The sequence below is a fragment of the Chitinophaga sp. S165 genome (assembly GCF_003182155.1).
GTDB lineage: Bacteria > Bacteroidota > Bacteroidia > Chitinophagales > Chitinophagaceae > Chitinophaga.
Genome location: NZ_QGTG01000014.1, coordinates 48414 through 73085, shown reverse-complemented (window position 1 = coordinate 73085; position 24672 = coordinate 48414). Strand labels below are relative to the sequence as shown.

15 protein-coding genes are annotated in these 24672 nt (G+C 44.6%); 11 read left to right on the top strand and 4 right to left on the bottom strand.

Annotation, left to right across the window (positions count from 1 at the left end):
• Nucleotides 1-11: 11 nt before the first annotated feature.
• The 10 genes from C7475_RS31000 to C7475_RS30955 all read left to right on the top strand — a co-directional run bounded on the left by C7475_RS31000 (nt 12) and on the right by C7475_RS30955 (nt 19617).
• A complete protein-coding gene (locus tag C7475_RS31000) occupies nt 12-1148 on the top strand; it encodes a peroxiredoxin (protein WP_199236316.1) in 1137 nt (378 codons plus the stop codon).
• A gap of 38 nt (nt 1149-1186) precedes the next feature.
• The gene (locus C7475_RS30995) at nt 1187-3961 is read left to right on the top strand and encodes a pitrilysin family protein (RefSeq protein WP_158286662.1); all 2775 of its coding nucleotides are present in this window, start codon (nt 1187-1189) and stop codon (nt 3959-3961) included.
• 404 nt (nt 3962-4365) lie between these two features.
• Complete coding sequence (locus tag C7475_RS30990; RefSeq protein WP_110057320.1) at nt 4366-7440, top strand: TonB-dependent receptor; 3075 nt, start codon at nt 4366-4368, stop codon at nt 7438-7440.
• Between the two features lie 10 nt (nt 7441-7450).
• Nucleotides 7451-8914 carry a RagB/SusD family nutrient uptake outer membrane protein gene (locus C7475_RS30985; RefSeq protein ID WP_110057345.1) on the top strand — a complete coding sequence of 488 codons (1464 nt, stop codon included), beginning with the start codon at nt 7451-7453 and terminating at the stop codon, nt 8912-8914.
• 29 nt (nt 8915-8943) lie between these two features.
• The gene (locus tag C7475_RS30980; RefSeq protein WP_110057319.1) at nt 8944-10089 is read left to right on the top strand and encodes a family 43 glycosylhydrolase; all 1146 of its coding nucleotides are present in this window, start codon (nt 8944-8946) and stop codon (nt 10087-10089) included.
• 2 nt (nt 10090-10091) lie between these two features.
• Nucleotides 10092-11252 (top strand): hypothetical protein, encoded by a 1161-nt coding sequence (locus C7475_RS30975; protein WP_110057318.1) that lies wholly within the window; start codon nt 10092-10094, stop codon nt 11250-11252.
• Nucleotides 11236-12747: a sulfatase-like hydrolase/transferase gene (locus C7475_RS30970; protein WP_110057317.1), complete on the top strand. Its 1512-nt coding sequence runs from the start codon at nt 11236-11238 to the stop codon at nt 12745-12747. The genes C7475_RS30975 and C7475_RS30970 overlap by 17 nt, the downstream gene beginning before the upstream one ends.
• Nucleotides 12744-14435, top strand: a complete 1692-nt coding sequence (locus C7475_RS30965) for an arylsulfatase (protein WP_110057316.1) — start codon at nt 12744-12746, stop codon at nt 14433-14435. The genes C7475_RS30970 and C7475_RS30965 overlap by 4 nt, the downstream gene beginning before the upstream one ends.
• Nucleotides 14436-14492: 57 nt before the next feature.
• Nucleotides 14493-15551, top strand: a complete 1059-nt coding sequence (locus tag C7475_RS30960; RefSeq protein ID WP_110057315.1) for a cellulase family glycosylhydrolase — start codon at nt 14493-14495, stop codon at nt 15549-15551.
• Between the two features lie 58 nt (nt 15552-15609).
• The gene (locus C7475_RS30955) at nt 15610-19617 is read left to right on the top strand and encodes a hybrid sensor histidine kinase/response regulator transcription factor (RefSeq protein ID WP_110057314.1); all 4008 of its coding nucleotides are present in this window, start codon (nt 15610-15612) and stop codon (nt 19615-19617) included.
• A 159-nt stretch (nt 19618-19776) separates the two neighbouring features.
• Here C7475_RS30955 and C7475_RS30950 read toward each other — a convergent pair whose 3' ends face one another.
• Nucleotides 19777-21792: a M13 family metallopeptidase gene (locus C7475_RS30950; protein WP_110057313.1), complete on the bottom strand. Its 2016-nt coding sequence runs from the start codon at nt 21790-21792 to the stop codon at nt 19777-19779.
• Between the two features lie 189 nt (nt 21793-21981).
• On the opposite strand from C7475_RS30950, the gene C7475_RS30945 reads away from it, so the two are divergent.
• Nucleotides 21982-22527: a hypothetical protein gene (locus C7475_RS30945; RefSeq protein WP_146217718.1), complete on the top strand. Its 546-nt coding sequence runs from the start codon at nt 21982-21984 to the stop codon at nt 22525-22527.
• A 38-nt stretch (nt 22528-22565) separates the two neighbouring features.
• Here the strand turns inward: C7475_RS30945 and C7475_RS30940 are convergent, their stop codons facing one another.
• Genes C7475_RS30940 through C7475_RS30930 form a run of 3 tightly spaced genes read right to left on the bottom strand, consistent with a single transcriptional unit; the run spans nt 22566 to nt 24653 of the window.
• A complete protein-coding gene (locus C7475_RS30940; protein WP_110057311.1) occupies nt 22566-23228 on the bottom strand; it encodes a response regulator transcription factor in 663 nt (220 codons plus the stop codon).
• Nucleotides 23229-23238: 10 nt separating this feature from the next.
• Nucleotides 23239-24036, bottom strand: coding sequence for a sensor histidine kinase (locus C7475_RS30935; RefSeq protein WP_158286661.1), 798 nt, complete (start codon nt 24034-24036; stop codon nt 23239-23241).
• The gene (locus tag C7475_RS30930; protein WP_233260027.1) at nt 24015-24653 is read right to left on the bottom strand and encodes a hypothetical protein; all 639 of its coding nucleotides are present in this window, start codon (nt 24651-24653) and stop codon (nt 24015-24017) included. Before C7475_RS30930 ends, C7475_RS30935 begins: the two co-directional genes overlap by 22 nt.
• Nucleotides 24654-24672: the final 19 nt, after the last annotated feature.

The following is a 24672-nucleotide window of genomic DNA, read 5'->3' as shown; positions in this document are numbered from 1 at the left end:
CATCAGCAACAATGAAGAAATTGTTTTGGCTATTGCTATACGCAACGCCCGGGATATTACATGCCCAGCAGAAGGATAGTTTTGAGATCAGGGGGCGGCTGTTGCATGTAGATGCCGATATTATCTCGTTATCTTTCGTTAAAGACGGACGAATGATAAACGATACCGCGCATGTAAAAGAAGATCACACTTACTTGTTGAAGGGGGCTTCACAAGGAGGGGAAGCCAGTTTGTTCATGTATGATCGCACGTCCCTGCGGTTGGCAGGCATGGCTCCCCTCTTCTTAAGCGCAGAATGTTTCGAAGTGACACATACCGGATCCTTTTCCAATATCACTGTTACCGGTTCGGTTGCGATGCAGCAATATAGGCAAATGAATGAAACGGCGAAGCGCTACAATGCAAGAATCGCACTACTGGAAGAAAAGCTGAATGCAGCAAAAGGGTTTGGTAAAGAAAAGGAAGTCATCAAATTACAGCAGCAGCTGAAGGCGTTGCAACAGGAAAAACCGGAGGTAACATATAGCGCCTTTATCAGATCAAATCCGGCATCTCCGGTATCATTCTATGCATTGAAACGATATGCAAAAGAGATAGACGCCAAAGAAACCGCAAGAATAAATGAGCTTTATGAATTACTGTCGCCGGAGCTCAAAGCAACGGCTGATGCGCAAGCCTTTGCTCAAGAACTTGCCACAAAAGAAGCCTTTGACATCAAAACGGTGGTTGGAAAAGAAGCGCCGGATTTTTCGCTTCCAGATACTTCGGGCAATCCGGTAAAGCTATCTTCCTTCCGGGGCAAATATGTGCTGCTGGATTTCTGGGCCAGTTGGTGCGGGCCTTGCAGGGCAGACAATCCCAATATTGTAAAAGCCTACAAGCAGTATCATGAAAAAGGGTTTGAGATACTCAGTGTATCGCTGGATAATGAGAACGGCCGGAAACAATGGCTGAAGGCCATATATAAAGACGGGCTTACATGGACACATGTATCCGATCTCAAATATTGGAATAGTATAGTCGTTCCGCTTTATGGCATCCGGGGCATACCACAGAACTTCCTGATAGATCCCAATGGAAAGATCATTGCAAGAAGTTTGCGTGGCGAAGACCTGGATAAGCAATTAAAACAGATTTATAATCATTAGTGATGCTGTTAACTGATATGTACATTAAATATTTTACAATGATGGCTGTGATCCTGCTGTGCATACAGCAGGTCGCCACGGCCCAGTTAATTCCGCTGGACCCTGCTGTTCGTACCGGCCGGCTGGCAAACGGTTTTACCTATTACATAAGGCATAACGAAACGCCTCCCGGCCGTGCACAGTTCTACCTTGTGAATAAGGTTGGTTCTGTATTGGAGGATGATGATCAACGTGGGTTGGCACATTTCCTGGAACATATGAACTTCAACGGTACCAAACATTTTCCGAAAAACAAGCTTGTAAACCAGTTACAGAAAGCGGGAATACAGTTTGGCGCCGAATTGAATGCCTACACTACGTTCAATGAAACGGTCTACCAGTTGCCTATTTCTTCAGAAGATCACGGCATGGTGGAAATGGCGATGCAGATCATGCGCGACTGGGCACAGGAAGCCACGCTGGACCCAGTGGAAATTGAAAAGGAACGTGGCATTGTACTGGAAGAAGAGCGGTTGGGTAAAAGTGCAAATGAGCGGATGGCACGCCAGTTTTATCCTATGCTGCTGAACAATTCGCGTTATGCAACGCGTATGCCTATAGGTCTGGACAGCATTCTGCTGCACTTTAAACGGCCTGTAATTAAACGGTTCCTGGACGACTGGTATCGCCCCGATCTGCAGGCACTGATCGTTGTAGGAGATGTGAATGTGACCGCGATCGAAAAGATGATCAAAACCAGTTTCAGCACACTTAGACAACCGGTTCATGCGCGGCCGCGGCCACAGTATGACATCCCGCTTACCGGTAAGAACCAGTTCCTGATCGTGACTGATAAAGAAGCTACTTCTACGCAGCTGCAGATATTCATCAAACATAAATCAACACCACTACGAACAGAAGCTGATTATGTTTCATTCCTGCAACGGACACTTTTTAACCAGTTGCTGAATACACGGCGTTTTACGGAAAGCAGCCGCGAACGGAATCCCGCGTATGTGAGTGCGGGTATGGGTATACAACCTGTAATGGGCGACCTTGATGCTTTTCAGTTTAATGTAACAGCCAAAGACGGCCAGCTGACATCCGCCTTCCATCAAACCTGGTCTATCGTGGAAAGAGTGAGGCGATTTGGTTTTACCGCCACAGAGCTGGCCACAGCCAAACAGCAATACATCCGCAATATGGAAGCTGCTCTTAACGAAACGGATAAAACGCCTTCTTTGAATTTTGTTAAGGAGTATCAGCGTCATTTCCTGACGGGAGAAGCTATACCTGGCGTGCGCTGGGAACATGATTTTGCTAAAACGAAAATAGCCGCTATTACATTGGCCGATATCCAGGCAGTTGCCAATACTTATCTGAAAGAGACTGACCGCGATATACTCATCCTTGCACCAGACAAAGATCATATCAGTTTGCCGGGCATAGATACTGTTTCAGTGTGGCTGACAACGATAGGAGGTATTAAGCTGGATATTTATAAAGAAGATACGGCCCGACATTCATTGATGACTGCCATACCCCAAAAAGGCGCCATCAGTGAGACAAAAGATTATCCGGCGATAGCAGTTCAGGAATTGACCCTGAGTAATGGATTAAAAGTAGTGCTTAAACCTACAAGCTTTAAAAATGATGAGATCAGGTTCAGGGCTTTTGCACCAGGCGGCACCTCGGTGTATGACGATAGCCTGTATGATGCTGCTGCAAGCGCCGACCAGCTCATTGGCAGCATGGGGATCGGGGATCTGAACCCCATACAACTGAGCACCGCCTTGAACGGGAAGATAGCGGAAGTGGCGCCCTATATTGCTATGCGCTCACAGGGCATACAGGGCGTTTGTTCAGTACGCGATCTGGAAACTGCTTTACAGCTGATATATCTGCGGTTTACACAACCACGGAAAGACACCATGTTATACAACAATATTGTCAGCCGGTCCCGTTCAACGTTACCGGGCCGTTATGCAGATCCCAATAATATATTTAATGATACGATGGCATACGCCATGGGTAATTATAACTACCGGAACGCACCGCCAAGTATTGCAAAGCTGGAAAGGATCTCCCTGCAGCGTTCGTATGACATCTATAAAGACCGGTTTGCAGATGCCTCCGCCTTTACATTTGTTTTTACCGGCAGTTTTAGTAATGACAGTATTAAGCCTTTACTGGAGCAATACCTGGGCGCATTACCGGCTTTAAGCAGGAAAGAGACCGCTGTAGACCGGGGTATTCATATACCTGCGGGAAAGCTGGAGAAAACGGTAAAAGCGGGTACGGCGGAGAAGGCTTTGGTTCGGATGATCATAAGTGGTGATTATACATATAGTATGGTGAACAACCAGGTACTGAATGCTCTGGGACAGATCCTTCAGATCCGGCTTTTACAAAGCCTCCGGGAGACAGCAGGTGAGGTATATAGTCCTTCTGTGCAATTTTCTTTTAATAAGTACCCTAAGAACCGTTACGCCTTCATCATTGCATTTGGCTGTGCACCGGCTAATGTGTCACATCTGACGGGGCTGGTACTAAAAGAAATGGCATCGTTGCGGAAAGACGGGGCACTGACAGGGGAAATTGAAAAAGTGAAAGCATCTACCCGCCGGAATACTGAACTGGCACTTAAAGACAACAGTTTCTGGCTTAGTTACCTGAGTGGCCAATTAGAGAATGGCGAAGACCTGTTGGAAGTACAGCATGTATCACAAAATCTGGATGCTGTTACGGTACCTGCATTGCAACAGGCTGCTCAACTTTATCTGACAGAGAAGAACATACTGCAGTTTACGCTTCTGCCCGCCGGCCTGCCATAACGCCGGATTTATACAACCGACCATATCCCTGAGAAAACCTGCCAGCCCAATGTCTATTGAGCTGGCTTTTTTATATATTATTATTAACCAGTTGGTTATAAATTTTCTACTCATTTCTCCACTACATTTTTCTCATTTTTTGCTACAAAAATTATAGCCCTAAAGGTGTAATGAACGGTACTTTATACTGCCAATATAAATTCCGTCATGAAGAGAACGTCACGTTTTTTAAAAACGCTGCCAGGGCTTTATGCCCCTGGTGCATCATTTCTCACCTGGCCCACACCACCTACGGCCACAATATCACAGAACTCCGGGAAGACTGAGGGGAATTCCACCACCGATCCTCAGGCACTCATTTCTGCATCCTGGTTTGCCATTACCCGCTTAAAACCAATAATCTAATGAACAGAATTCCAAAAATCGCACGTTTGCTGCTGATCAAATTGCTTTTATTTTCTACGTTACTGGCCAATGCCCAGCAACGCACTATCAGGGGGACAGTCACTTCAGCCGACAAGAGGACCGCGCTGGCCAATGTAACAGTATTGTTGAAAGGGGGCAATACCAGAACCACCACTGATGCAAATGGTAACTTTTCTATCCAGGTACCTGGTAACAAAGCTGTATTGTTATTCTACCTGGTAGATTATACTACAAAAGAAATCCCTGTATTAGAAAAAAGTATCCTGGATGTCGCCCTGGAATTAAAGAACGAGAACCTGGGCGAGGTTGTAGTAGTCGGATATGGAACAGTAAAAAAGTCGGACGTTACCGGCGCTGTCGTATCATTAAAATCAAAGGACCTTACACCGGGTGCAAATATCAACGTCGAGCAGACATTGCAGGGACGTGCCTCAGGTGTGCAGGTATACCAGAAAAGCGGAGAGCCGGGTAGCGCCATGAGCGTAAAGATCCGCGGAGCAAGCTCCATTACGGCCGGGAATGACCCCTTGTATGTCATTGACGGGATGCCTGTCAATAATCTTTCTCCGGTAACGGGCAGCGGCGCCGGCTTCGTGGCAACACCCAATCCCCGTAACCCACTGAATAGCCTGAACCCGGCAGACATTGAGTCTATAGAAATATTAAAGGACGCTTCCGCCACCGCTATTTACGGGTCACGTGGCTCCAACGGTGTGGTAATGATCACTACCAAAAAGGGAAAGAGCGGGAAGTTAAGCGTTAACTACAGCACTTATTTTGGTGTACAGAAAGCTTCGAATTCACTTGAGATGCTGACCGGCCAGCAATATAAAGATGTATTGAATGCTATTATCGATGATGGTGGAGGCGTCGCTTCTGAAAGGGTAACTAATGACCCGGTCAATGTAGACTGGCAACGGGAGCTGTACCGTTCCGCTAATGTACAAAGCCATGACCTTTCCGTTTCCGGTGGAAAGGACAATACACGATTCTACGCTTCCCTGGGTTATTTCAACCAGGAAGGCGTGTTACAGAATTCATCAGTAAAAAGATATACGGCGAGATTTAACCTCGAGAACAGCGTAGCGCAGAAGTATGCATTTGGCGTCAACTTCAACACCTCTTATATAAGGGACAACTTCAATTCTGTCGGGATAGGAGTGAATGAAAATGCCAGTGCATTATATGCTGCTATCAATTATGATCCCAGCTATCCGGTATATAATACGGATGGCACTTACAATCGCTCGCCGTTCATGACCACCATAGATCACCCACTGATCCTGGCGAATGGTCAGTATGCCAACAGTGATGGCTTCAGGACTTTCGGGTCTATATATGGCGAGTATTTCTTCGTGCCGGGCCTTTCGCTCAAAGTGAGAGGATCGGGTGATGTGAACATTACCCAGCGGAATACCTGGCTGGACCCGACTACTATACTGGGTTCTCCCACCGGCGGGATCGCTTCCATTAACACCGGTAATGTGAACTATTATATGGGAGAGGCTACGCTGAATTATAAGAAGGACTTTGGCAAGGACCATGTCATCAATGCGGTGGCGGGTGCTACTTCTGAGCATTTTGGTTCGAATTCTTTTGGCGGTAACGGCAGAGGATATGCATTACCTGATCTTACCTATAATGCGATAGGTACAGGTAACAGCGCCTTGAACCAGATAGGTAGCGGAAGGGCCTCTACGAAGATCATTTCCTTTCTCGGACGTGTCAACTATATTTTCAAAGACCGTTATTTGCTCACTGCCAGCTTCAGAGCTGACGGATCTTCCAGATTCGGTTCAAATAACCGCTTTGGTTACTTCCCCTCCGCTGCATTTGCCTGGAAAATGCATGAAGAGTCTTTCCTGAAAGGAGCCAGCTTTATTGATGAACTGAAATTCAGGATTAGCTATGGTGTAATAGGTAACCAGTCTATCGCCAACTATCTTTATATCACTACTTTCTCGGGTGGTGGCGATGCTATATTCGGAGGAAACCGTTATACGTCACTTGCGCCATCCCGTGTAGCCAATCCCGATCTGAAATGGGAAGCAGCGAAACAGGCGGATATAGGCGTTGACTTTGCCCTGTTCGACAGTCGCCTGACTGGCTCTGTTGAATATTATGAGAGACGTACTTCGGACCTGTTGCTGGATCTGCCACAACCGTTAAGTACCGGCTTCGGTGTAAAAACACAGAATATCGGAAGGATGAAAAATACAGGGATAGACCTGCATATTGCGGGCGATATCTTACGCAGCAAAAGGGGACTTGGCTGGAACGTGGGCATGGTGCTCTCTACGGTGAAGAATAAGGTATTGAGCCTGGGACCTTTGTCGCAGATCCTTACTGGTGGCGCTGGCTTTATTGCGAATGCGAGTATCATCAAACCTGGCGTATCTCTTGGATCGTATTACGGATATGAAGTGCTGGGCGTATGGCAGACACATGATGATTTCTCCAATGCACCGGAAGGCGTTAAACCTGGAGATCTCAAGTTCAGGGACCTGGATAATAATAAACAGATCAATGCGGATGACCGTGTTATTCTGGGTAAATCTTTACCTGATTTTACCTACGGCGTCACCAATACTTTCACGTTCAGAAACCTTTCGCTGTCCGTATTCCTGGAAGGAGCAAAGGGCGGCAGTGTACTGAACAATGCTGCTATTGACAGTTATTTCCCTATCAGCTTCAGAAGGAATAAACTGGCCAAGCCTTATCTGAACCGGTGGACACCGGAGAATCCGACTAACGAATATCCTTCATTTGTAAATCCTACATCTCAGGGACAACAGACCGTGAATTCAAAAACCGTGGAAGATGCCTCTTACCTGCGCCTGCAGTCGGTAAGGCTCAGCTACGATTTCAACTTGCATAATAAAGTGGTAAAGGGGTTACAGGCTTACGTGACCGGGCAAAATCTGTTTACCATCACCAAATACTCAGGAATTGATCCTGCAGTGAATTCTATTGGTGATGATATTCTGAAAATAGATTACAGCTCCTATCCGATGACACGTAGCTTTTTACTCGGGGTAAATGTTCAATTCTAAAAATGGTTTTATGCAAAAATTTATCATACTGTCTTTACTGATCGTTTCTATACTGACCCATACTGCGTGTGAGAAAGCGCTGGATGTCACTCCTCCGGGAGAGTTCGCGCCAGGCAATGTACTCACAACGGAAAAGGGGATCAGATCTGTATTATTTTCTTCCTATGCGGGTATACAAAATCCAACGCCCAGCCGCTATCTGATCAATAATGCGGAAGTAACAACAGATGTCGGTTATAATACCGGTGGTGCAGAAAATCTCACACTGGTGCAGCTGATCAATTTTACATGGGACGCGTCGCTGGGAACTTTACAGGCGGATGTATGGGCGCCTACCTACCGTGCCATCCGGGACGCGAACATCGTGTTGGAAAATATCGGCAATGTAAATACGTCGGATGCAAACCGTAAAACGTATGCTGCCGAAGCCAGATTCCTGAGAGCATATGGATATGACCTGCTCTACAGATGGTTTGGTACTGTACCGCTGCGTACTTCCAGCACATCTGAAGCATTGCTGGCAAGGGCTACGGATGAAGAGATGAAGTCTTTTTTAGAAACAGAGCTGACAGCCGCTATTGCAGACTTGCCTGAACCCGGCAAAGAAGAGGCGTTTGCAAGGGCCAACAAAGGTGCTGCCTGGAGTGTGCTGGCAAAATTCTATCTCAATACCCGCCAGTGGCAAAAAGCGGCTGATGCTTGTCAGCAGGTGATAGGTTTGGGTTACTATCAGCTGTTCCCTGCTTATCAGGATCTGTTCCGCGTAGAAAACGAAGGCAATAAGGAAATGATCATGGTACATCCCTGCCGTAATCAGGACGGCTTTGGCAACTGGTATTCAGCCGGTGCTTTACCGCCGGGATTCAAAACGTCTGCGCAGATCCCTGCCTATGTATGGACAGCTTCTATGGCTAATTTTGCCACACAATACAGAATGCGTTCCGCATTCACCAACACTTTTGATACCATCAACGACCAGCGGTCCATCCTGTTGCTGCGGCACTATATAAATAATGCTAATAACTGGGTCAATCTGTTATCAACACCTGATAATGTGAGGAGCCTGAAATACTGGGACAATGCTACCGTTGGTAACCATAGTGGCAACGATGTGCCCATCATCCGGTATGCTGATATATTGCTTAGCCGTGCAGAAGCACTGAATGAGGTGAATGGCCCTACACAGGAAGCGCTGGACCTGATCAATCAGGTAAGAAAAAGAGCTGGTATCGTTAACCTGACACTGGCGGAAGCTACAAGTAAGGAGATCACCAGAGACCTGATCCTCCGGGAAAGAGCGTGGGAGTTTTATAGCGAAGGACTGAGAAGGGAAGATCTGCTTCGCCATGACAAATTCATTTCATTGGCGAAGGCAAGGGGTATTACCGCTGCTGCCGATAAGCATAAATTATTCCCGATACCTCAGACGGAAATTGATGCGAACCCTGCATGTAAGCAGAACCCGGATTATTGATCAATAGTAAGCTAAAGGAAGTATTCATAATGATTAAACGAAGTAATGTGATCACATGGCTTGTATGCCTGCTTGCGCATGTATCCTATGGACAGTCACCTAAGTATAGCAACCCATCAGCACCGGTAGGTGATCCTTCGCTGACAGTACCGGAATCTGTTGTTCCTGTTATGGACCAATGGATGCGGGATACTTACGTGATGACCGGCCCGGACGGGTATTATTATATGACCGGTACAACGGCTACACCCGGACGCACGTTTCCTGCAGGTCGTGTGCATTGCTGGGATTATAACGACGGCCTGTATTTGTGGCGATCAAAAAATATGCAGCATTGGGAGCCGATGGGAAGGATCTGGAGTTTTGACAAGGATGCTGCAGCCTGGCAGCAAAAGGGGAAAGCCCTGGAACCCGGAGCAATGTCGCCGAACAAAGATCGTCTCGACTCATTTTACCGCGCTGTCTGGGCGCCGGAGTTGCATTACATCAAAAGTAAAAAGAAATGGCTGCTGATAGCCTGCCTCAATGGTGGTATGGGATCGTTCGTGCTGGAAAGTATTTCAGGGAAACCGGAAGGACCTTACAGGAATATTAAAGGGAACAGGCACAAAGCTATTTTCCCGAATATTGATCTCAGCCTTTTTGAGGATGATAACGGTGAGGTATATCTGATAGGCCATAATCATTTTATAACGAAAATGAAGGGCGACCTCAGTGATATAGCAGCGCCGTTCCGCAGACTGGAAGAAATGCCTTATCAACCGGAACCATACATAGAAGGTGTTTTCATTACTAAACATGATGGCCGGTATCAACTGCTGCAAACTATCTGGTCCGTTAAGAAAAAAGATGACACTTTTTCATACCTGCGGGATGACAAGAACAAGCAGGATTCCCTGTATAGTTATGACGTTGTGGTAGCAGAAGCTGGTAACATTTACGGTCCCTACGGACCGCGTTATGCAGCTATCTTACAGGGTGGTCATAACAATATATTTAAAGACCTTGACGGGCATTGGTGGTCAACAACTTTTTTTAATCCGAGAGGGATCATGGGTACAAAGTTCGCGGTAACATGCAGGCCTGGACTTGTGCCGGTAAAATGGGTAGATGGCAAATTAAGGCCGGATGCAGATCGCGCGGCGACGTTTTATGACGCTCTTAAATCAGACTGATTATGTTCGGAAAAATATTTACAGCATTTATTCTGTTATTGCCTGCCGGCACATATGCGCAGGAAATAGGCGCTAATTTCAATCATGACCCGGAGATCATTGATATGGTTTATTTGAAGAAGACACCGGTAGAATGGATACGTACTACTCCTTATATTTTTGAATATATTAGAGGGGAGAAGGACCCTGCTACCGAACCAGGCTTACAGAAGCTGATCGATGCTAAAAAAGCCGGGTATAAAGTAGCCTTTGGTTTTCGCTGGGATTTCAAAAAATATAAACTGCCAATACCGGCGCCTGGTTCTGCAGAAGAGAAAAAGTATTTCGCGACAGCCACTGCTATACTGGATCGTGTGGGAGCTTACGTAGATATGTTCAAGTTAGGTAATGAGCCTAACCTGGAAACCATGGAACAGGACCTGCAGCTGAATGCGGAAGGAGTGGTGCCGTTGGTCAGATTCATGGAAAGATTATTGATTGAAGTGGTAGAGCCTTATTATCAGAAACATCAGAAATTGACACGTCCGGATGTGTATGTAGGTTCACTGCCCGCGCTGTTTGAGAAAGAACAACAGCAAAAACCAGGTGTAGTGGGATTGATCAGGCTGGCGCAGGAAAACAGCCGTATCAAAGGGCTGGCTATCCATCTGCACATCAGTGATTCACTTGATATGGATAATGCTTTTCTGTTTGTCCGCTCCATTATGCCAGATAAACCTATTATAGTACCGGAGTATTCACTGTTCCGTCTGTATAATCGTCATGTGTCCGATGAACTGGGCAGTAGTGAAGCTGGTATTGCCTTTGCCCGTAAATATAACTACCCGCCCGGCATGAAGTTATACGAGTGGTATAGCAAGGCGAATACAGAGAAGGTTAGCGCTGAAGAATGGTCGGAACTGTTAGCTTCACGTGCCTGGTTCCCGCCGCATTTTATGCAGACCTATTACAGGTATTTCCGGAAGTATGGTGTAGTACTTGCCACTTACGGATATCTCAGTCAGTCTGCACCGGCAAAAGTGGCACCAGGTACAGGCATATGGTTCGTTAATCCGATATTTCCGATGAAAAGCCTGCAACGTCAGTCAGACGGTTCTTATACGCCGAATCCATTATGGTTTAATGATTTTGTAGATATTGTTAATCATGGAACAAAAAAATAGAAGCCTGATCTTATTACTGCTGGCTGTACTCTTCACGATGTCAGGACTGGATGTTATTGCCCAGTCGAAACCTAACATCATCATTTTATATGCTGATGACCTGGGCTACGGTGACGTTGGATGTTACGGTGCTTCAGCAGTGAAAACACCGAATATTGATCGTCTTGCCAGTAATGGCGTACGATTCACGGATGCCCATTGTACAGCCGCTACCTGTACACCGTCAAGGGTTTCACTGCTCACAGGGACATATGCCTTTAGAAAGAAAGCGGCTATTCTGCCTGGTGATGCGCCACTGCTGATACAACCTGGTACACCTACCTTACCGTCTATGCTGCAACAGGCAGGTTATGCAACCGCCGTTATTGGCAAATGGCATCTGGGTTTAGGTAACGGTATCATTAACTGGAATGGGTTTATTGCACCAGGTCCTAATGAGATCGGTTTTGATTATTCTTTTATTATTCCGGCTACCACTGATAGAGTGCCCACCGTGTTTGTAGAGAATGGAAAGGTCCCTAACCTGGACGCCGATGACCCTATCGCGGTGAGTTATGCTGCTAAGATCGGAGATGAACCTACCGGACTGTCAGACCCGCAGTTACTAAAGCAGCGGGCAGATACGCAACATAGCAATACCATTACCAATGGCATCAGCCGGATTGGCTTTATGACGGGAGGAAAGCGTGCCAGGTGGATAGATGAAGACATTCCGCTGGTGTTGAATGCAAAAGCAAAAGACTTCATCACCGGACATAAAAACCAGCCATTCTTTCTTTATTATCCTTTTCCCAATATACATGTGCCACGGACACCTAACCGGAAGTTTGCAGGGACAACCGCGCTTGGCGCACGGGGAGATGTTATTGCGGAGATGGATTGGCTTGTGGGTGAAATAACACAGCTATTGGATTCCCTGGGAATATTAAAGAACACACTGATCATTTTTAGTAGTGACAACGGCCCGGTATTGGACGATGGGTACGAAGACTTTGCGGTAAAGCTTAACAATGGTCATCGGCCGGCAGGTATATTCAGGGGCGGAAAATACAGCGCATTTGAGGCAGGTACCCGGATGCCGACCATTACATACTGGCCCGGCACTATACGTCCCGGTGTGTCGGCTGGTTTGTGTTCACAGGTGGACCTGATGGCGTCTCTTGCGGCATTAACAGGGCAAAAGTTATCTGCCGGTGCTGCTCCCGACAGTCAGAATGCACTGGATGTATGGCTCGGCAGATCAAAGCAGGGTAGAAAATACCTGTTCGAAGAGTCTTATACATTTTCCATCCGGGATGCCAGATGGAAATATATTGCTCCACAGCAAACATCCACACCTGACTGGATGAAAAACAAAAAGATCGAAAGCGGGCTGGCGCCGGTGGACCAACTGTACGATTTACAGCATGATCCCGGGGAAAAGTATAACGTGGCCAGCCAGCACCCGGAAATTATAAATACACTGAAAGCAGAACTGAAAAAATTGACATTATGAACGTGCGGACTGTATTATTATCATCATTGATCGTGCTGTCTTCCTGCACAGGAAGCCGCAAGAACAACAAGACAACGGTAAGTAAGGATGAAAGACCTAATATCGTAGTGATACTTGCGGATGATCTGGGCTACTCAGATCTCGGCTGTTACGGAGGAGAGATACAAACTCCTAATCTCGATTATCTGGCAGCAAACGGTGTGCGGTTCAGCCGCTTCTACAATACCTCCCGTTGCTGCCCTTCAAGGGCTTCATTGCTGACTGGTTTGTATAACCAACAGGCAGGCATAGGTGAAATGACGACAGCAAGAACAGAGCCCGGATATCGCGGTTATATTACTGAAAATACTGTGACACTGGCAGAAGTACTGAAAGATGCCGGCTATCATACGGGCATGTCAGGCAAATGGCATGTATCTAATACTGTTGAACAGCCGTCGCCTGCTGCACAGTTGAAATGGCTGAATCACCAGGCATCACATCCTTATTTCTCACCACTGGAACAATACCCGGTGAACAGGGGATTCGAGAAGTATTACGGTAACATTTTCGGAGTAGTGGATTACTTTGATCCTTTCAGCCTGGTAAATGGTACTACACCGGTCGATAATGTACCTAAAGATTACTATCATACGGACGCTATAAATGATACGGCTGTCAGCTACATCAGGACATTCAGCAAGGACGATAAACCCTTCTTTCTGTATGTTGCTCATACCGCGCCACACTGGCCGCTGCAGGCATTGCCGGAAGATATCAAGAAATACGAGGAGACCTATAAAGTAGGCTGGGATGTTATCCGTGAATCCCGTTACAAAAAAATGGTACAGCTAGGATTGATTAATCCTGCTACTACACCACTGTCTCCACGCATTCATAACCAGCTGACCTGGGATAAAAACCCGGATAAAGAATGGGATGCCAGGGCAATGGCTGTACATGCTGCAATGGTAGATCGTATGGACCAGGGCATTGGCCGGCTTATTCAAGCATTAAGGGAAACTGGTAAACTTGACAACACGATCATTGTATTTCTAAGCGATAACGGCGCCAGCCCTGAAAACTGTATGCGTTATGGTCCCGGATTCGACCGTCCCGGACAAACCAGGGATGGAAAAGAGATAAGTTACCCTGTTAAAAAAGACGTGCTTCCTGGTGCTCAGACCACTTTTGCTTCCATCGGTGAGCGTTGGGCAAACGTGGTGAACACACCTTATCAGTACGCAAAAGCACAATCCTATGAAGGCGGAGTACGTACACCAATGATCGCCTATTGGCCAAAAGGTATTAAGGCGAAAGGAGGATTTACAGCGCAACTCGGACATGTGATGGATTTTATGCCCACCTTCCTGGACGTAGCAAAAGCCAGTTATCCTCAAACTTATAAGGGACATAACATCACTCCTTATGCAGGTATAAGTCTGTTGCCTGCCTTAGAAGGCAAAAAGCAACAGGAGCATGATGCCTTGTATAACGAGCATTTCAACGCCCGCTATGTACGTGAGGGAAATTGGAAGCTGGTATCGTTGTCTGGTGATTCTACGTGGCATCTGTATAAGATCAATCAGGATGAAACGGAGCTGAATGATCTGGCTGCCCAGCATCCTGAAGTGGTTTCCCGGATGGCTGCTCAATGGAGGCAATGGGCTAATACACACAACGTTTTTCCTAAACCAGGCAAAAAGTAATTAGTGAAACTAATCATGATGAGAGAATCAGACTGATAAACGATTAAAAGCAAAAGTATGTTCATAAGAAAAGTAATCTCGTTGATGGCTTGCGGGCTGTTAACAATCACTATATCATCAGCACAGAATAAATGGTCTGCGGCAAAAGCAAACGAATGGTATGCTCAACAGGGATGGCTGAAAGGAAGTAACTTCCAGCCGTCCACGGCCATTAACCAGCTGGAAATGTTCCAGCCGGAAACATTTGATACAGCGACCATCAACCGCGAACTGGGTTGGGCGGAAAATCTGGGATTTAATGTAATGCGTGTATATCTGCATCATCTGTTATGGACTGCAGATAAGGCAGGATTCAAAAAAAGACTGGATACTTATCTGGCCATATCTTCCAGGCATCACATCAAAACCCTGTTCGTCTTTTTTGATGATTGCTGGAATGATACCGCCTGGCTTGGAAAACAGCCCGAGCCTAAAACCGGTGTACATAATTCAGGTTGGGTGAGAGATCCCGGTACTATGATATACACTCACCCAGATACAATGAAAGTACTGGAGGCATATGTGAAAGATGTACTGACCACTTTTAAAAACGACGATCGCATACTGTTATGGGACCTTTACAATGAGCCAGGTAACAACAAACAGCATGGAAAAAGCATGCCGCTATTGCAAAAGGTGTTTCAATGGGCTGGAGAGGTAAGGCCTTCGCAACCTGTAAGTGCAGGTGTGTGGAATAACGGACCTGAATTTAAAGAGCTGAACAAATTTCAGTTGGAAAACTCTGATGTGATCACTTACCATAATTATGCGTACATTGATAATCACCGGCATACCATTGATACATTGAGAAAGTATGGCAGACCACTGATCTGCACGGAGTATATGGCCAGAAGGAATGGTAGTTTGTTTCAGCTGATCCTGCCACTGCTGAAAGCTGAAAATGTAGGTGCTATCAACTGGGGATTCGTAAGCGGAAAAACTAATACTATTTATGCCTGGGATACGCCGATGCCAGATGGTAAAGAACCGCAGCTATGGTTTCATGACATTTACAGAAAGGACGGAACTCCCTTCAGCAAAGATGAAGAAGCCTTTATAAAAAAGCTGTGTAAATAATATGTGAATGTTATGTTAGGGTTTGTCCGCCGTAATTGAAGGGACACATTATTAGCCGATGAAGCAAATTCTTTTTTATTGCCTGATTTTTCTTTGCTATCGAACCAACGGACAGCAGATACGTTTCCGGAACTATTCGGTAGCTGAAGGCCTGCCATCCAGCACCGTTCGCACTATTGCACAGGACGACCAGGGCTATCTGTGGTTTGGTACAAAAAATGGGATCAGTCGATTTGATGGATATCAGTTCAGAAACTTTCAGTATAAAAAGAATGACTCCACTTCCCTCGGTAACAACTTTTTACATTGCATCACCCGCATAGACAGTACTCACCTGTGGATAGGAACAGAAAGCGGGATCTATATACTTGACCTGGAAAAAGAACAGTTTTCTCATTTCGGTCCGCCGGAAGAGAAAACTGTTTTTGACATCATGCGCGATAAGGATGGCATGATATGGTTTACATCACGACTGAACGGTTTATACCGGTATGACCCGGTGAAAAAAGCGCTTCACAATTTTAAGGCAGGCAATTCACGGCTATCAAGCGACCAGGTAACAAGGGTCGCACAGGATGATGATGGTAATATCTGGATCGGAACATATGGAAATGGTATAGACATTTATAATCCTTCAACAGGATCATTTACCAACATGCGTGCCGGTTCCAATGGGCTGAGTAATGATTTTATCAATACCCTATACAAGGGGCGCGATGGTATTATGTGGGTAGGTACGATGAATGGCGGTCTTTGTAAATGGCAACCGGCACAACGAAGCTTTTATGTCTACCGCAACAATGACAGTCCTTATTCCATCAATGATGATATTATACGGGCAATATGCCAGGTTTCTCCGGATAAAATATATGTGGGTACAGAGAAAGGATTGAATGTGCTGGATGTAGCGACGGATCGGTTTACGGCGTATATGAATAAAGGCAACGATCCGTTTAGCATTAGTGACAATGCTATTTATTCTTTATTTCCCGACAGGGCAGGCACGATGTGGATCGGTACTTTCTTCGGAGGCGCCAGTTATTTTAATGAGAAGGGACCAGTTTTTGAGCTGTATTATCCAACAGGAGAACAACAATCCCTATCCGGCCGTGCTGTGAGCAGTTTCCTGGAAGATGGCCCGGGAAAGCTGTGGATAGGAACAGAAGATGGCGGACTACAATATTTCAATACATCCACACGCACGTTTCAGCAATATCCGTTTTTACCTAATCAACAAAAGCTCTCGTATCATAACATCCACACGTTACTGAGAGATAAGGCCGGCAACATCTGGATCGGGCTCTTTGCGGGTGGTCTGAATGTGCTTGATCCCGGGACTGGCAAGATAGTGTATTACCGCCATCGCACCTCGGATATTCATTCCCTGAATAGCGACAATATTTTCTGTATCTACCAGGATAAAGATGGAGGTATGTGGATCGGCACAGATAAAGGGCTGGATCTCTATGACAGCACACGTCGTAATTTTACAAGAGTATTGCAGGATGGTGTAGACAATACGATCGTCTATGATATTTATGAAGACGACAATAAAACGGTCTGGTTTGCTACCTACAACAACGGCCTGATATTTTATAACAAAAAAACTGAACAGTGGGGTAAAGTGCCGGCAGACGGTATGAGCAAGCTGACCTGTCTGTATGACGATCATCAGGGGAACCTGTGGATAGGTTCAGATGGTGGCGGATTACATCAATATAATTTCCGCACAAAACAGGTTGCATCTTACAATGATAAAGCGGGCATTAATGCAAATGTGGTGTATGGTATCAGACAGGATGATGCGGGACTTATATGGATAACTACGAATAATGGTATTTACAGTATAGATCCCGCAAAGCAGAAAGCGAGGCACTTTACGCCGCAGGATAATCTTCAGAGCCGCCAGTTTAATTACAAGGCTTTCTATAAAATGTCTGACGGTAAGCTCTTTGCCGGTGGTATCAAAGGCTTCAATGCGTTTTATCCCGAAAAGGTATCCACAGCTACAGATAAGATCCGTGTATCTTTTACAAACTTCCAATTGTTCAACAGAAATGTGCCGGTGCAAGAGGATGGCCCATTGTCAAAACAGATCAATTACACCGATAAATTGATCTTACAGCATAACCAGTCGGTGATCAGCTTCGAATTTGCAGCTCTTAATTTCAGCGCGCCAGAGAAGCTGAGTTATGCTTATAAGATGGAAGGATTTGACGCAGACTGGAACTATGTTGGCGATCAGCGCAAGGCAACTTATACTAACTTGTCTTCGGGCACCTACACGTTCCGCGTCAAAGCTACGGAAGAGAAAAGCAACTGGGATGTAACGGAATCCAGGATGCAGGTGATCATAAAACCACCATTCTACAGAACGACAGTAGCGTACATCATTTTCGTATTGCTGGCACTGGCGCTGGCGTATGGCATTTATCGTTATTCATCCGCTTATATCAGGAGAAAGAACCAGATCCGGCTGGAGCGCCTTAAGAATAAGGAAGAGCAGGAATTCTATGCAAGGAAAATAGAATTCTTTACCGTAATGGCGCATGAAATAAGAACGCCATTATCGCTGATCATTGCACCATTGGAGAAGCTGTTGTCTATGGATAAATGGCAGCAGGAAGAAAAGCAGCAGTTGGTAGTGATGGATGAGAATGCAGAAAGGTTGATGGATCTTGTGAACCAGTTACTTGACTTCCGGAGGATAGAGAGCGATGCTTACGAGATCAGGAAAGAAGAGGTAGAAGTGGTATCACTTGTACAGTCCATTTACTCCCGGTTTTCTTCGCTGCCCTACCAGAAGGAGCTTGAGTTCACATTAAGCCTCCGGGTAAGCAGTTTATTATTGCGTGCAGATCCTGAAGTATTGAATAAAATACTAAGCAATCTCCTCATTAACGCATTCAGATATGCAAAGAAGAAGGTGAGTATCACCGTTTATGAAGCGGTAGCTGCTGAAGATGGAGCGTCAATTCTTTGCATCAGTGTGGAAGATGATGGTATTGGTATTCCGGCAGCTGACCTGAAGAATATCTTTAAACAGTTCTTTACAACTGTCAGAAAGAGCCAGGAAGACCGTAATCCGGGAGGTACAGGTATAGGCCTGGCCCTGGCCAGCTCTCTCGCCCATAAGCATGGCGGGAAGTTGCTTGTTGAAAGCAGGGAAGGGGAGAAGGCTATTTTTACACTGGAACTGCCGGTTACCGGGCAACACTCGCCCAAACAGGAGTTTAAACAGGAAGATGATACTATTGGGGATGAAAGGCCGGTGATCCTCGTAGTGGAGGATGACGTAGCTATACAAACCTTCCTGGCAGGAAGCTTTCGCAGTGCCGGCTACAATGTATTGAGGGCTGCCAACGGCAAAGCTGCCATGCAGCTCATCGAAGAGCATTCCATCGACCTGGTGATCTCTGATATCATGATGCCGGAAGTGGACGGGCTTGAATTATGTCTACAGGTGAAAACCAATATCGAGTACAGCCATATTCCGTTTATGCTACTCTCCGCGAGGGGAAATAGCGAGTCAGAGCTCAAAGGCATAGAAGCAGGTGCAGATGCCTATATTATGAAACCGTTTAAATGGAAACACATTGTGGCGGTGGCAAAGAACCTGATCGCTTCCCGTGAAAATTTGCGTAAGAAATTCTCAGAACAACCGAACAGCGATGTCAGTGTGCTGACCACCAACAGCCGGGATAAAGTATTCATGGAAACGGTCGTGCGTATTATTGAGGAACGTATTATTGACCCGCAGCTTTCAGTAGAGGAATTAAGCCGGAATATGTCAATGAGCCGCTCTAATCTTCACAAAAAGCTAAAATCCCTTTCGGGATATGTACCTAACGAACTAATTAAACTTGTAAGGCTGAAACATGCCGCTAAACTCCTTGTGGACGGGGAACATACAGTCGCTGAAGTGGCTTATATGACAGGCTTCAGTTCTCCTTCTTATTTCTCAAAGTGTTTTCTACAGCAGTTTAAAGTTAGCCCTAAAGAGTATGCTGATAGTAAGGCAAAATCAGGTACGCAGCATCTGGATGATCTGATGAAGGGTGATTAGAGGCCCATTCTCCTTCAAATGATCTACAGCCAGCCGTTTTTTTTGAAGATTTGTTCAATACTTCAATCTAAGACAGTCTGTCAATCATCCCATAAGAAAAGCCTTGATCATCTCACAAGGCTTTTAAATTTTCCGCTGCGTATTTAATTCTCTTGTCCCTTACCAGATCTTGATCTGCTTATCTTTTTCCAGATACATCTTCTCTCCGGGTTGTACATTAAAAGCTGAGTAGAAAGCCTGCATGTTCATCAGCGGACCATTTACACGCCATATAGGAGGAGAATGAGGGTCGTTATTGATCCAATAACGCAGGTATTCGTCTTTCATTTTCACCCGCCAGATCCTGGCTATTGAAAAGAAAAATCGCTGATCGGGAGTAAAGCCGCCGATCCTCGTTGTATCCTGGCCTTGTTTGGTCATTTTAAAAGCATCGTATGCTACGGCAACCCCACTGATATCCGCTGTATTTTCTCCTACCGTGAGCGCACCTTTTATATGAATACTATCCAGTACCGTGAACTTACTATACAGGTCAATAACCTGTTGTGTTTTAGCCTTAAATTTCTCATAGTCCTGAGGGGTCCACCAGCTTTTTACATTGCCGTTTTTATCAAACTGCGCGCCTTGGTCATCGAATGTATGCGTCATTTCATGCCCGATCACCATACCAATTCCACCATAGTTAAGTGCGTCATCAGCATTATTGTCAAAGTAAGGAGGTTGCAGAATTCCGGCAGGGAATACGATCTCGTTAGCGTAAGGATTGTTATAAGCAGTAACTGTAGATGGTGTTGTGAACCACTCGGTCTTGTCAACCGGCTTTCCAAGTTTGGCCAGGTTATATTGGAAATTATTCGCGGCTGCTGATACCACATTTTCAAAATATTTATTCCTCACCACGGTTACATTATTGTATTCGCGCCACTTATCGGGGTATCCGATCTTTTTGGTAATAGCAAATAGTTTCTCCTTGGCTTTTTGTTTAGTGCTGTCGCTCATCCAGTCCAGCTGGTCCACCCTATTGGAGAAGGCCTTTTGCAGATTATTTACCATCTCCAGCATCCGTGTTTTGGCAGACTCCGGGAAATAGAGCTTTGTATATAACTGTCCCAATGCCTGGCCAAGATAGGCATCTACTGCGCCTGACATAATTTCGCCGCGCATTTTTTGTACGGCCTGCCCTGTAAGCGCTTTATTATATTCAAAGAGCGAATTTACAAAGGGAGTACTGAGATAATCTGCATAGTTGCTTATATAATTCGCTGTCAGATATATCTTCCAATCCTCTAGAGGGATTGATTTTAAGAGTGTGTTCAATTTATCATAATAACCTGGTTGGGCTATATCCAGTGAATCCATAGTGGCTCCCAGATGTTGAAAGAAAGTCACCCATCCTATATTGGATTGTTGCTTATTGAGATCGGCCAGCGCGACTTTATGGAAATTACCTTTTACGTCCCTCAATTCAACATTGCTTTTATGTGACGTCGCCAATTGCGTTTGGATATTGTAAACAAGTAGCGCATTTTTTTTGGCTAACGCAGCATCGCTTCCTGTCAGCATAAAAAGATCTGCTAGATATTTTTTATAGGCTTGTTGTATAGCAACGGTGGCTGTGTCGGTCTTGAAGTAATAATCCCTGTCAGGCATACCGATACCGGTTTGATAAATATGCCCCATATTCATACTACTGTTCTCCTGATCAGGCAAAATCTGCAGATCAATAAGAGATACGTTTGACAATTTGGTTTCCTCTGCTACGAATGCAAGCATATCAGGAATACTGGAAATGGCGTTGACCCGCTGTAACCCGGATTTGAGTGGCTCAAATCCTCGTTTATTTATGGTGTTGGTATCCATTCCGGCTGCAAAGAAATCACCGATCTTTTGTTCAAGGCTCCCGGGAGAATTATCACTTTTTGATACACTATCAAGGATGCCCTGCAACTTGAGACGTTGTTGATAGTTCATGAATCTGTACGCACCTACGCCTGACTGACTGGGCGGTATTTGTGCGGTATCATACCATTTTAAATTTACAAAATTATAAAAATTGTCACCCGGCCGGATGGTCGAGTCGAGTCCTTCAATAGCAATAAAGGATTTTTCGTTCGTCCGTTGTTGGCATGCAACAACAAAAACCAGGAAAACAGATAGTAAGAGCCAGTGTTTCATATCGATTAGATTGATGGCAAAATGATGTTGGATGATAAATAAAGATATCGTTTCTATCTAATACTTTGTCAAATATAGAGTTGTATTTGCGCTATCCGCGTTTTTTGCTAAATAGGAAAAAAATAATATATTTCTGATAAAGTAGCCTATGCTACTAGGAATATAATGTTTGGCATCATTTAGAAAAACATGAAAACTATAGCATTTTACATTATTATTTGCAGCTTATCAATCTGCGCATGTAAAACAAAGCGTAATGATTATCAAATCACTATGACCGGTAAATGTCTGGAAACAAATTTTTCCCTGATAAATGGAATTAAAATTGATGAATTAGAGGTAAAGAGTTTTTCCCGAGAGAATATCCCTTACGAGTTTTATTTAAAAGAAAGTCTTACTTTGAAGAAAAGTTCTGATAGACCAGGTTTTATTAAGAATCTCATTTTTTTTGATCGGCCTAATGCAAATTATTACTGGGAGAACGACTCAACCTGGGGAATATTTGATATCAGTGTGGTAAATTATAAGTACAGGGGAAGCATATCGAAGAAAAGCAGGTCGGACTACTCATATCAAAAACAATATGATATATATCCTTTGGCATTCAAACCTAATTCATGGTACCTGATCGATTTTATTCGGACAGATCTGGGTGAAAACCATCGTGAGTTCTTGCACGTAGATGATAAGAACAATTTTATCTTTCATAAATTGAAAAACGTTTCTGAGGATTAGAAAATAGCTGTGATTTCATGATGCTATTTATCAAAGTATCATCCAATTTCTTCCGCGCTCACAATCCCTGATTTAATAGCAAAAACAGCAAGGCTCACTGAATTCGTAGTGCCCATCTTTTCTAAAAGATGTTGCCTGTGGCCTTCTACCGTGCGGGTACTTATAAATAGATTCGCAGCAATTTCACTGTTAGTAAATCCTTTACAAATTAAGACGAGCACTTCCTTCTCTCGTGGAGTGAGTACATTCCCATTTAGATAAGGCTTTTGTGGAGATTTCGTCTTTATTCCCCTCAACATTGCTTCCGCAATATTCTCCGTAAAATGAAATCCCTTTGATGCAACTTCTTCGATGGCATATTTCAGGCTCTCCTGATCGATATCTTTATTAAGATAGCTTCGGGCACCCAATTTCATCATATGGAAGATGAAATGATGGGAAGAGTGCATAGACAATGCAATAATCTTCATTTGTGGGTATTGTTGTAATATCAGTTTGCAGCTTTCCATGCCGTCGGTATCAGGCATTTCAATATCCATGAGTATGATATCCGGTTGCTGGACAGCAATCTTATTTAAAAGCTCTTTACAGCTCTCCGCTTCAATGATTATGTGAAATTGAGGATAAGTCTTCAAAATAGTAATAATACCCTGTCTGAAGAGTTTATGGTCGTCCAGGATGGCTATTCTGATAGCTGTCATAGGTATTTATTTATAATGTCTTTAATAGTGGTAGTCTAACCACAATACAAGTGCCATTCCCCGCAGATGAATCTATCCGCATTTCTGCCTTTAACATTTCTTTACGTGCTTCTATACTTTTGAGACCAATGCCGTTCTGCCCGTTTCCTTTCAGCTCCGGATAGTTAAATCCTTGTCCATTGTCACTAACTGATAATTCTATAAATGTTGTTGACTGTGAGAGCTTAATGCTGACGTTTGTAGCACCTGAATGTTTGATCGAATTATTAGACAGTTCCTGCGCTATCCGGTAAAACGCAAGTTCTTCTGAATAATTTAGTCCGGTAACATCATCTGCTTCTAATGAAAATATAATGGGAGAAGCCTGGGCCAAAACGGTAACAAGGTATTGTAAGCCTTCTGCCAGTCCAAATTTAGTCAATACTGACGGATAAAGATTTAGCGAAATATTTTTTACATCCTGGATGGTGTTGCTTAATATCTCCCTTATATTGGCAATAACCGGATTTTTTTCTGGGTCAGCATAATGTAATTGATTGATCAATAACTTTATCGTAGACAGAGAAGAGCCTATTTCATCATGCAGGTCCTGACCTATGCGAACACGTTCTTTTTCCTGTGCAGCTATACTGGAAGATAATAACTCACGCTGATACTCGTGCTGCACTGATTGCAGTTTTATCTGCTGGGCTAACAATCTTTTCTGATATACTATAAAGAAAATGACGATGGAAATAGCCAGCAGGAGGATGACCATAATGCATCCGAAAACCATGTATTTTAACTCTATTTCTTTTGGCTTATCCATAGCGTCAATGTATAAAAAGTATAAAGAATGATAGTCAGTACGGCATGAATATTCCATAGTTCTAAGTTGAACGTTCGGGAGTAAGATGAAAAGATGTACTCACTAAATATAAAGATTATGATATCGCAGGGGAAGTAAATGAATAGGCCGGTAGAAAGCCAGAACATGGGCGCATATTCCAGATTGAAAATATTGAGTTTCTTCATCACGCGATAGAGATATTGTAATACAAATATTAAAATAAGAAAGCCTTCAACGAACCGTTCTTCCCGGCTAAATCCCTGTAACTTTCCGGTGATGATCTGAAAGAACGCATAACCGGCAAAACCAGCGGTAAGGAATGGAATGGTCTGTGCAACCCTGCTACCTTTCAATTCATGGTGGTAAATACTCGCCAGTAAGCCAAATTCAACAGGTATATAGAGTGAGATCAGAAAGAGGTTACGTATCTTGAAATAGATTAACACCCGCGATAGTAAGTCTGTTGAAAAACCAAATAACACCAGTATCCAGAGATTTTGTAACGGAGCTTGCAACTTTTTGAAACGGATGGCTCCTACCAGTACGGCAATGGTTTCAGGAACCATCACCAGGTAGATTATGATGTTGTCAGGCATAACAGACATATAAAATGTT

What these genes read in the sequence shown, in the direction of transcription:
- C7475_RS31000 (WP_199236316.1), top strand. Translation starts at nt 12, where the DNA reads ATGAAGAAATTGTTTTGGCTATTGCTATACGCAACGCCCGGGATATTA.
- C7475_RS30995 (WP_158286662.1), top strand. Translation starts at nt 1,187, where the DNA reads ATGATGGCTGTGATCCTGCTGTGCATACAGCAGGTCGCCACGGCCCAG.
- C7475_RS30990 (WP_110057320.1), top strand. Translation starts at nt 4,366, where the DNA reads ATGAACAGAATTCCAAAAATCGCACGTTTGCTGCTGATCAAATTGCTT.
- C7475_RS30985 (WP_110057345.1), top strand. Translation starts at nt 7,451, where the DNA reads ATGCAAAAATTTATCATACTGTCTTTACTGATCGTTTCTATACTGACC.
- C7475_RS30980 (WP_110057319.1), top strand. Translation starts at nt 8,944, where the DNA reads ATGATTAAACGAAGTAATGTGATCACATGGCTTGTATGCCTGCTTGCG.
- C7475_RS30975 (WP_110057318.1), top strand. Translation starts at nt 10,092, where the DNA reads ATGTTCGGAAAAATATTTACAGCATTTATTCTGTTATTGCCTGCCGGC.
- C7475_RS30970 (WP_110057317.1), top strand. Translation starts at nt 11,236, where the DNA reads ATGGAACAAAAAAATAGAAGCCTGATCTTATTACTGCTGGCTGTACTC.
- C7475_RS30965 (WP_110057316.1), top strand. Translation starts at nt 12,744, where the DNA reads ATGAACGTGCGGACTGTATTATTATCATCATTGATCGTGCTGTCTTCC.
- C7475_RS30960 (WP_110057315.1), top strand. Translation starts at nt 14,493, where the DNA reads ATGTTCATAAGAAAAGTAATCTCGTTGATGGCTTGCGGGCTGTTAACA.
- C7475_RS30955 (WP_110057314.1), top strand. Translation starts at nt 15,610, where the DNA reads ATGAAGCAAATTCTTTTTTATTGCCTGATTTTTCTTTGCTATCGAACC.
- C7475_RS30950 (WP_110057313.1), bottom strand. Translation starts at nt 21,792, where the DNA reads ATGAAACACTGGCTCTTACTATCTGTTTTCCTGGTTTTTGTTGTTGCA.
- C7475_RS30945 (WP_146217718.1), top strand. Translation starts at nt 21,982, where the DNA reads ATGAAAACTATAGCATTTTACATTATTATTTGCAGCTTATCAATCTGC.
- C7475_RS30940 (WP_110057311.1), bottom strand. Translation starts at nt 23,228, where the DNA reads ATGACAGCTATCAGAATAGCCATCCTGGACGACCATAAACTCTTCAGA.
- C7475_RS30935 (WP_158286661.1), bottom strand. Translation starts at nt 24,036, where the DNA reads ATGGATAAGCCAAAAGAAATAGAGTTAAAATACATGGTTTTCGGATGC.
- C7475_RS30930 (WP_233260027.1), bottom strand. Translation starts at nt 24,653, where the DNA reads ATGCCTGACAACATCATAATCTACCTGGTGATGGTTCCTGAAACCATT.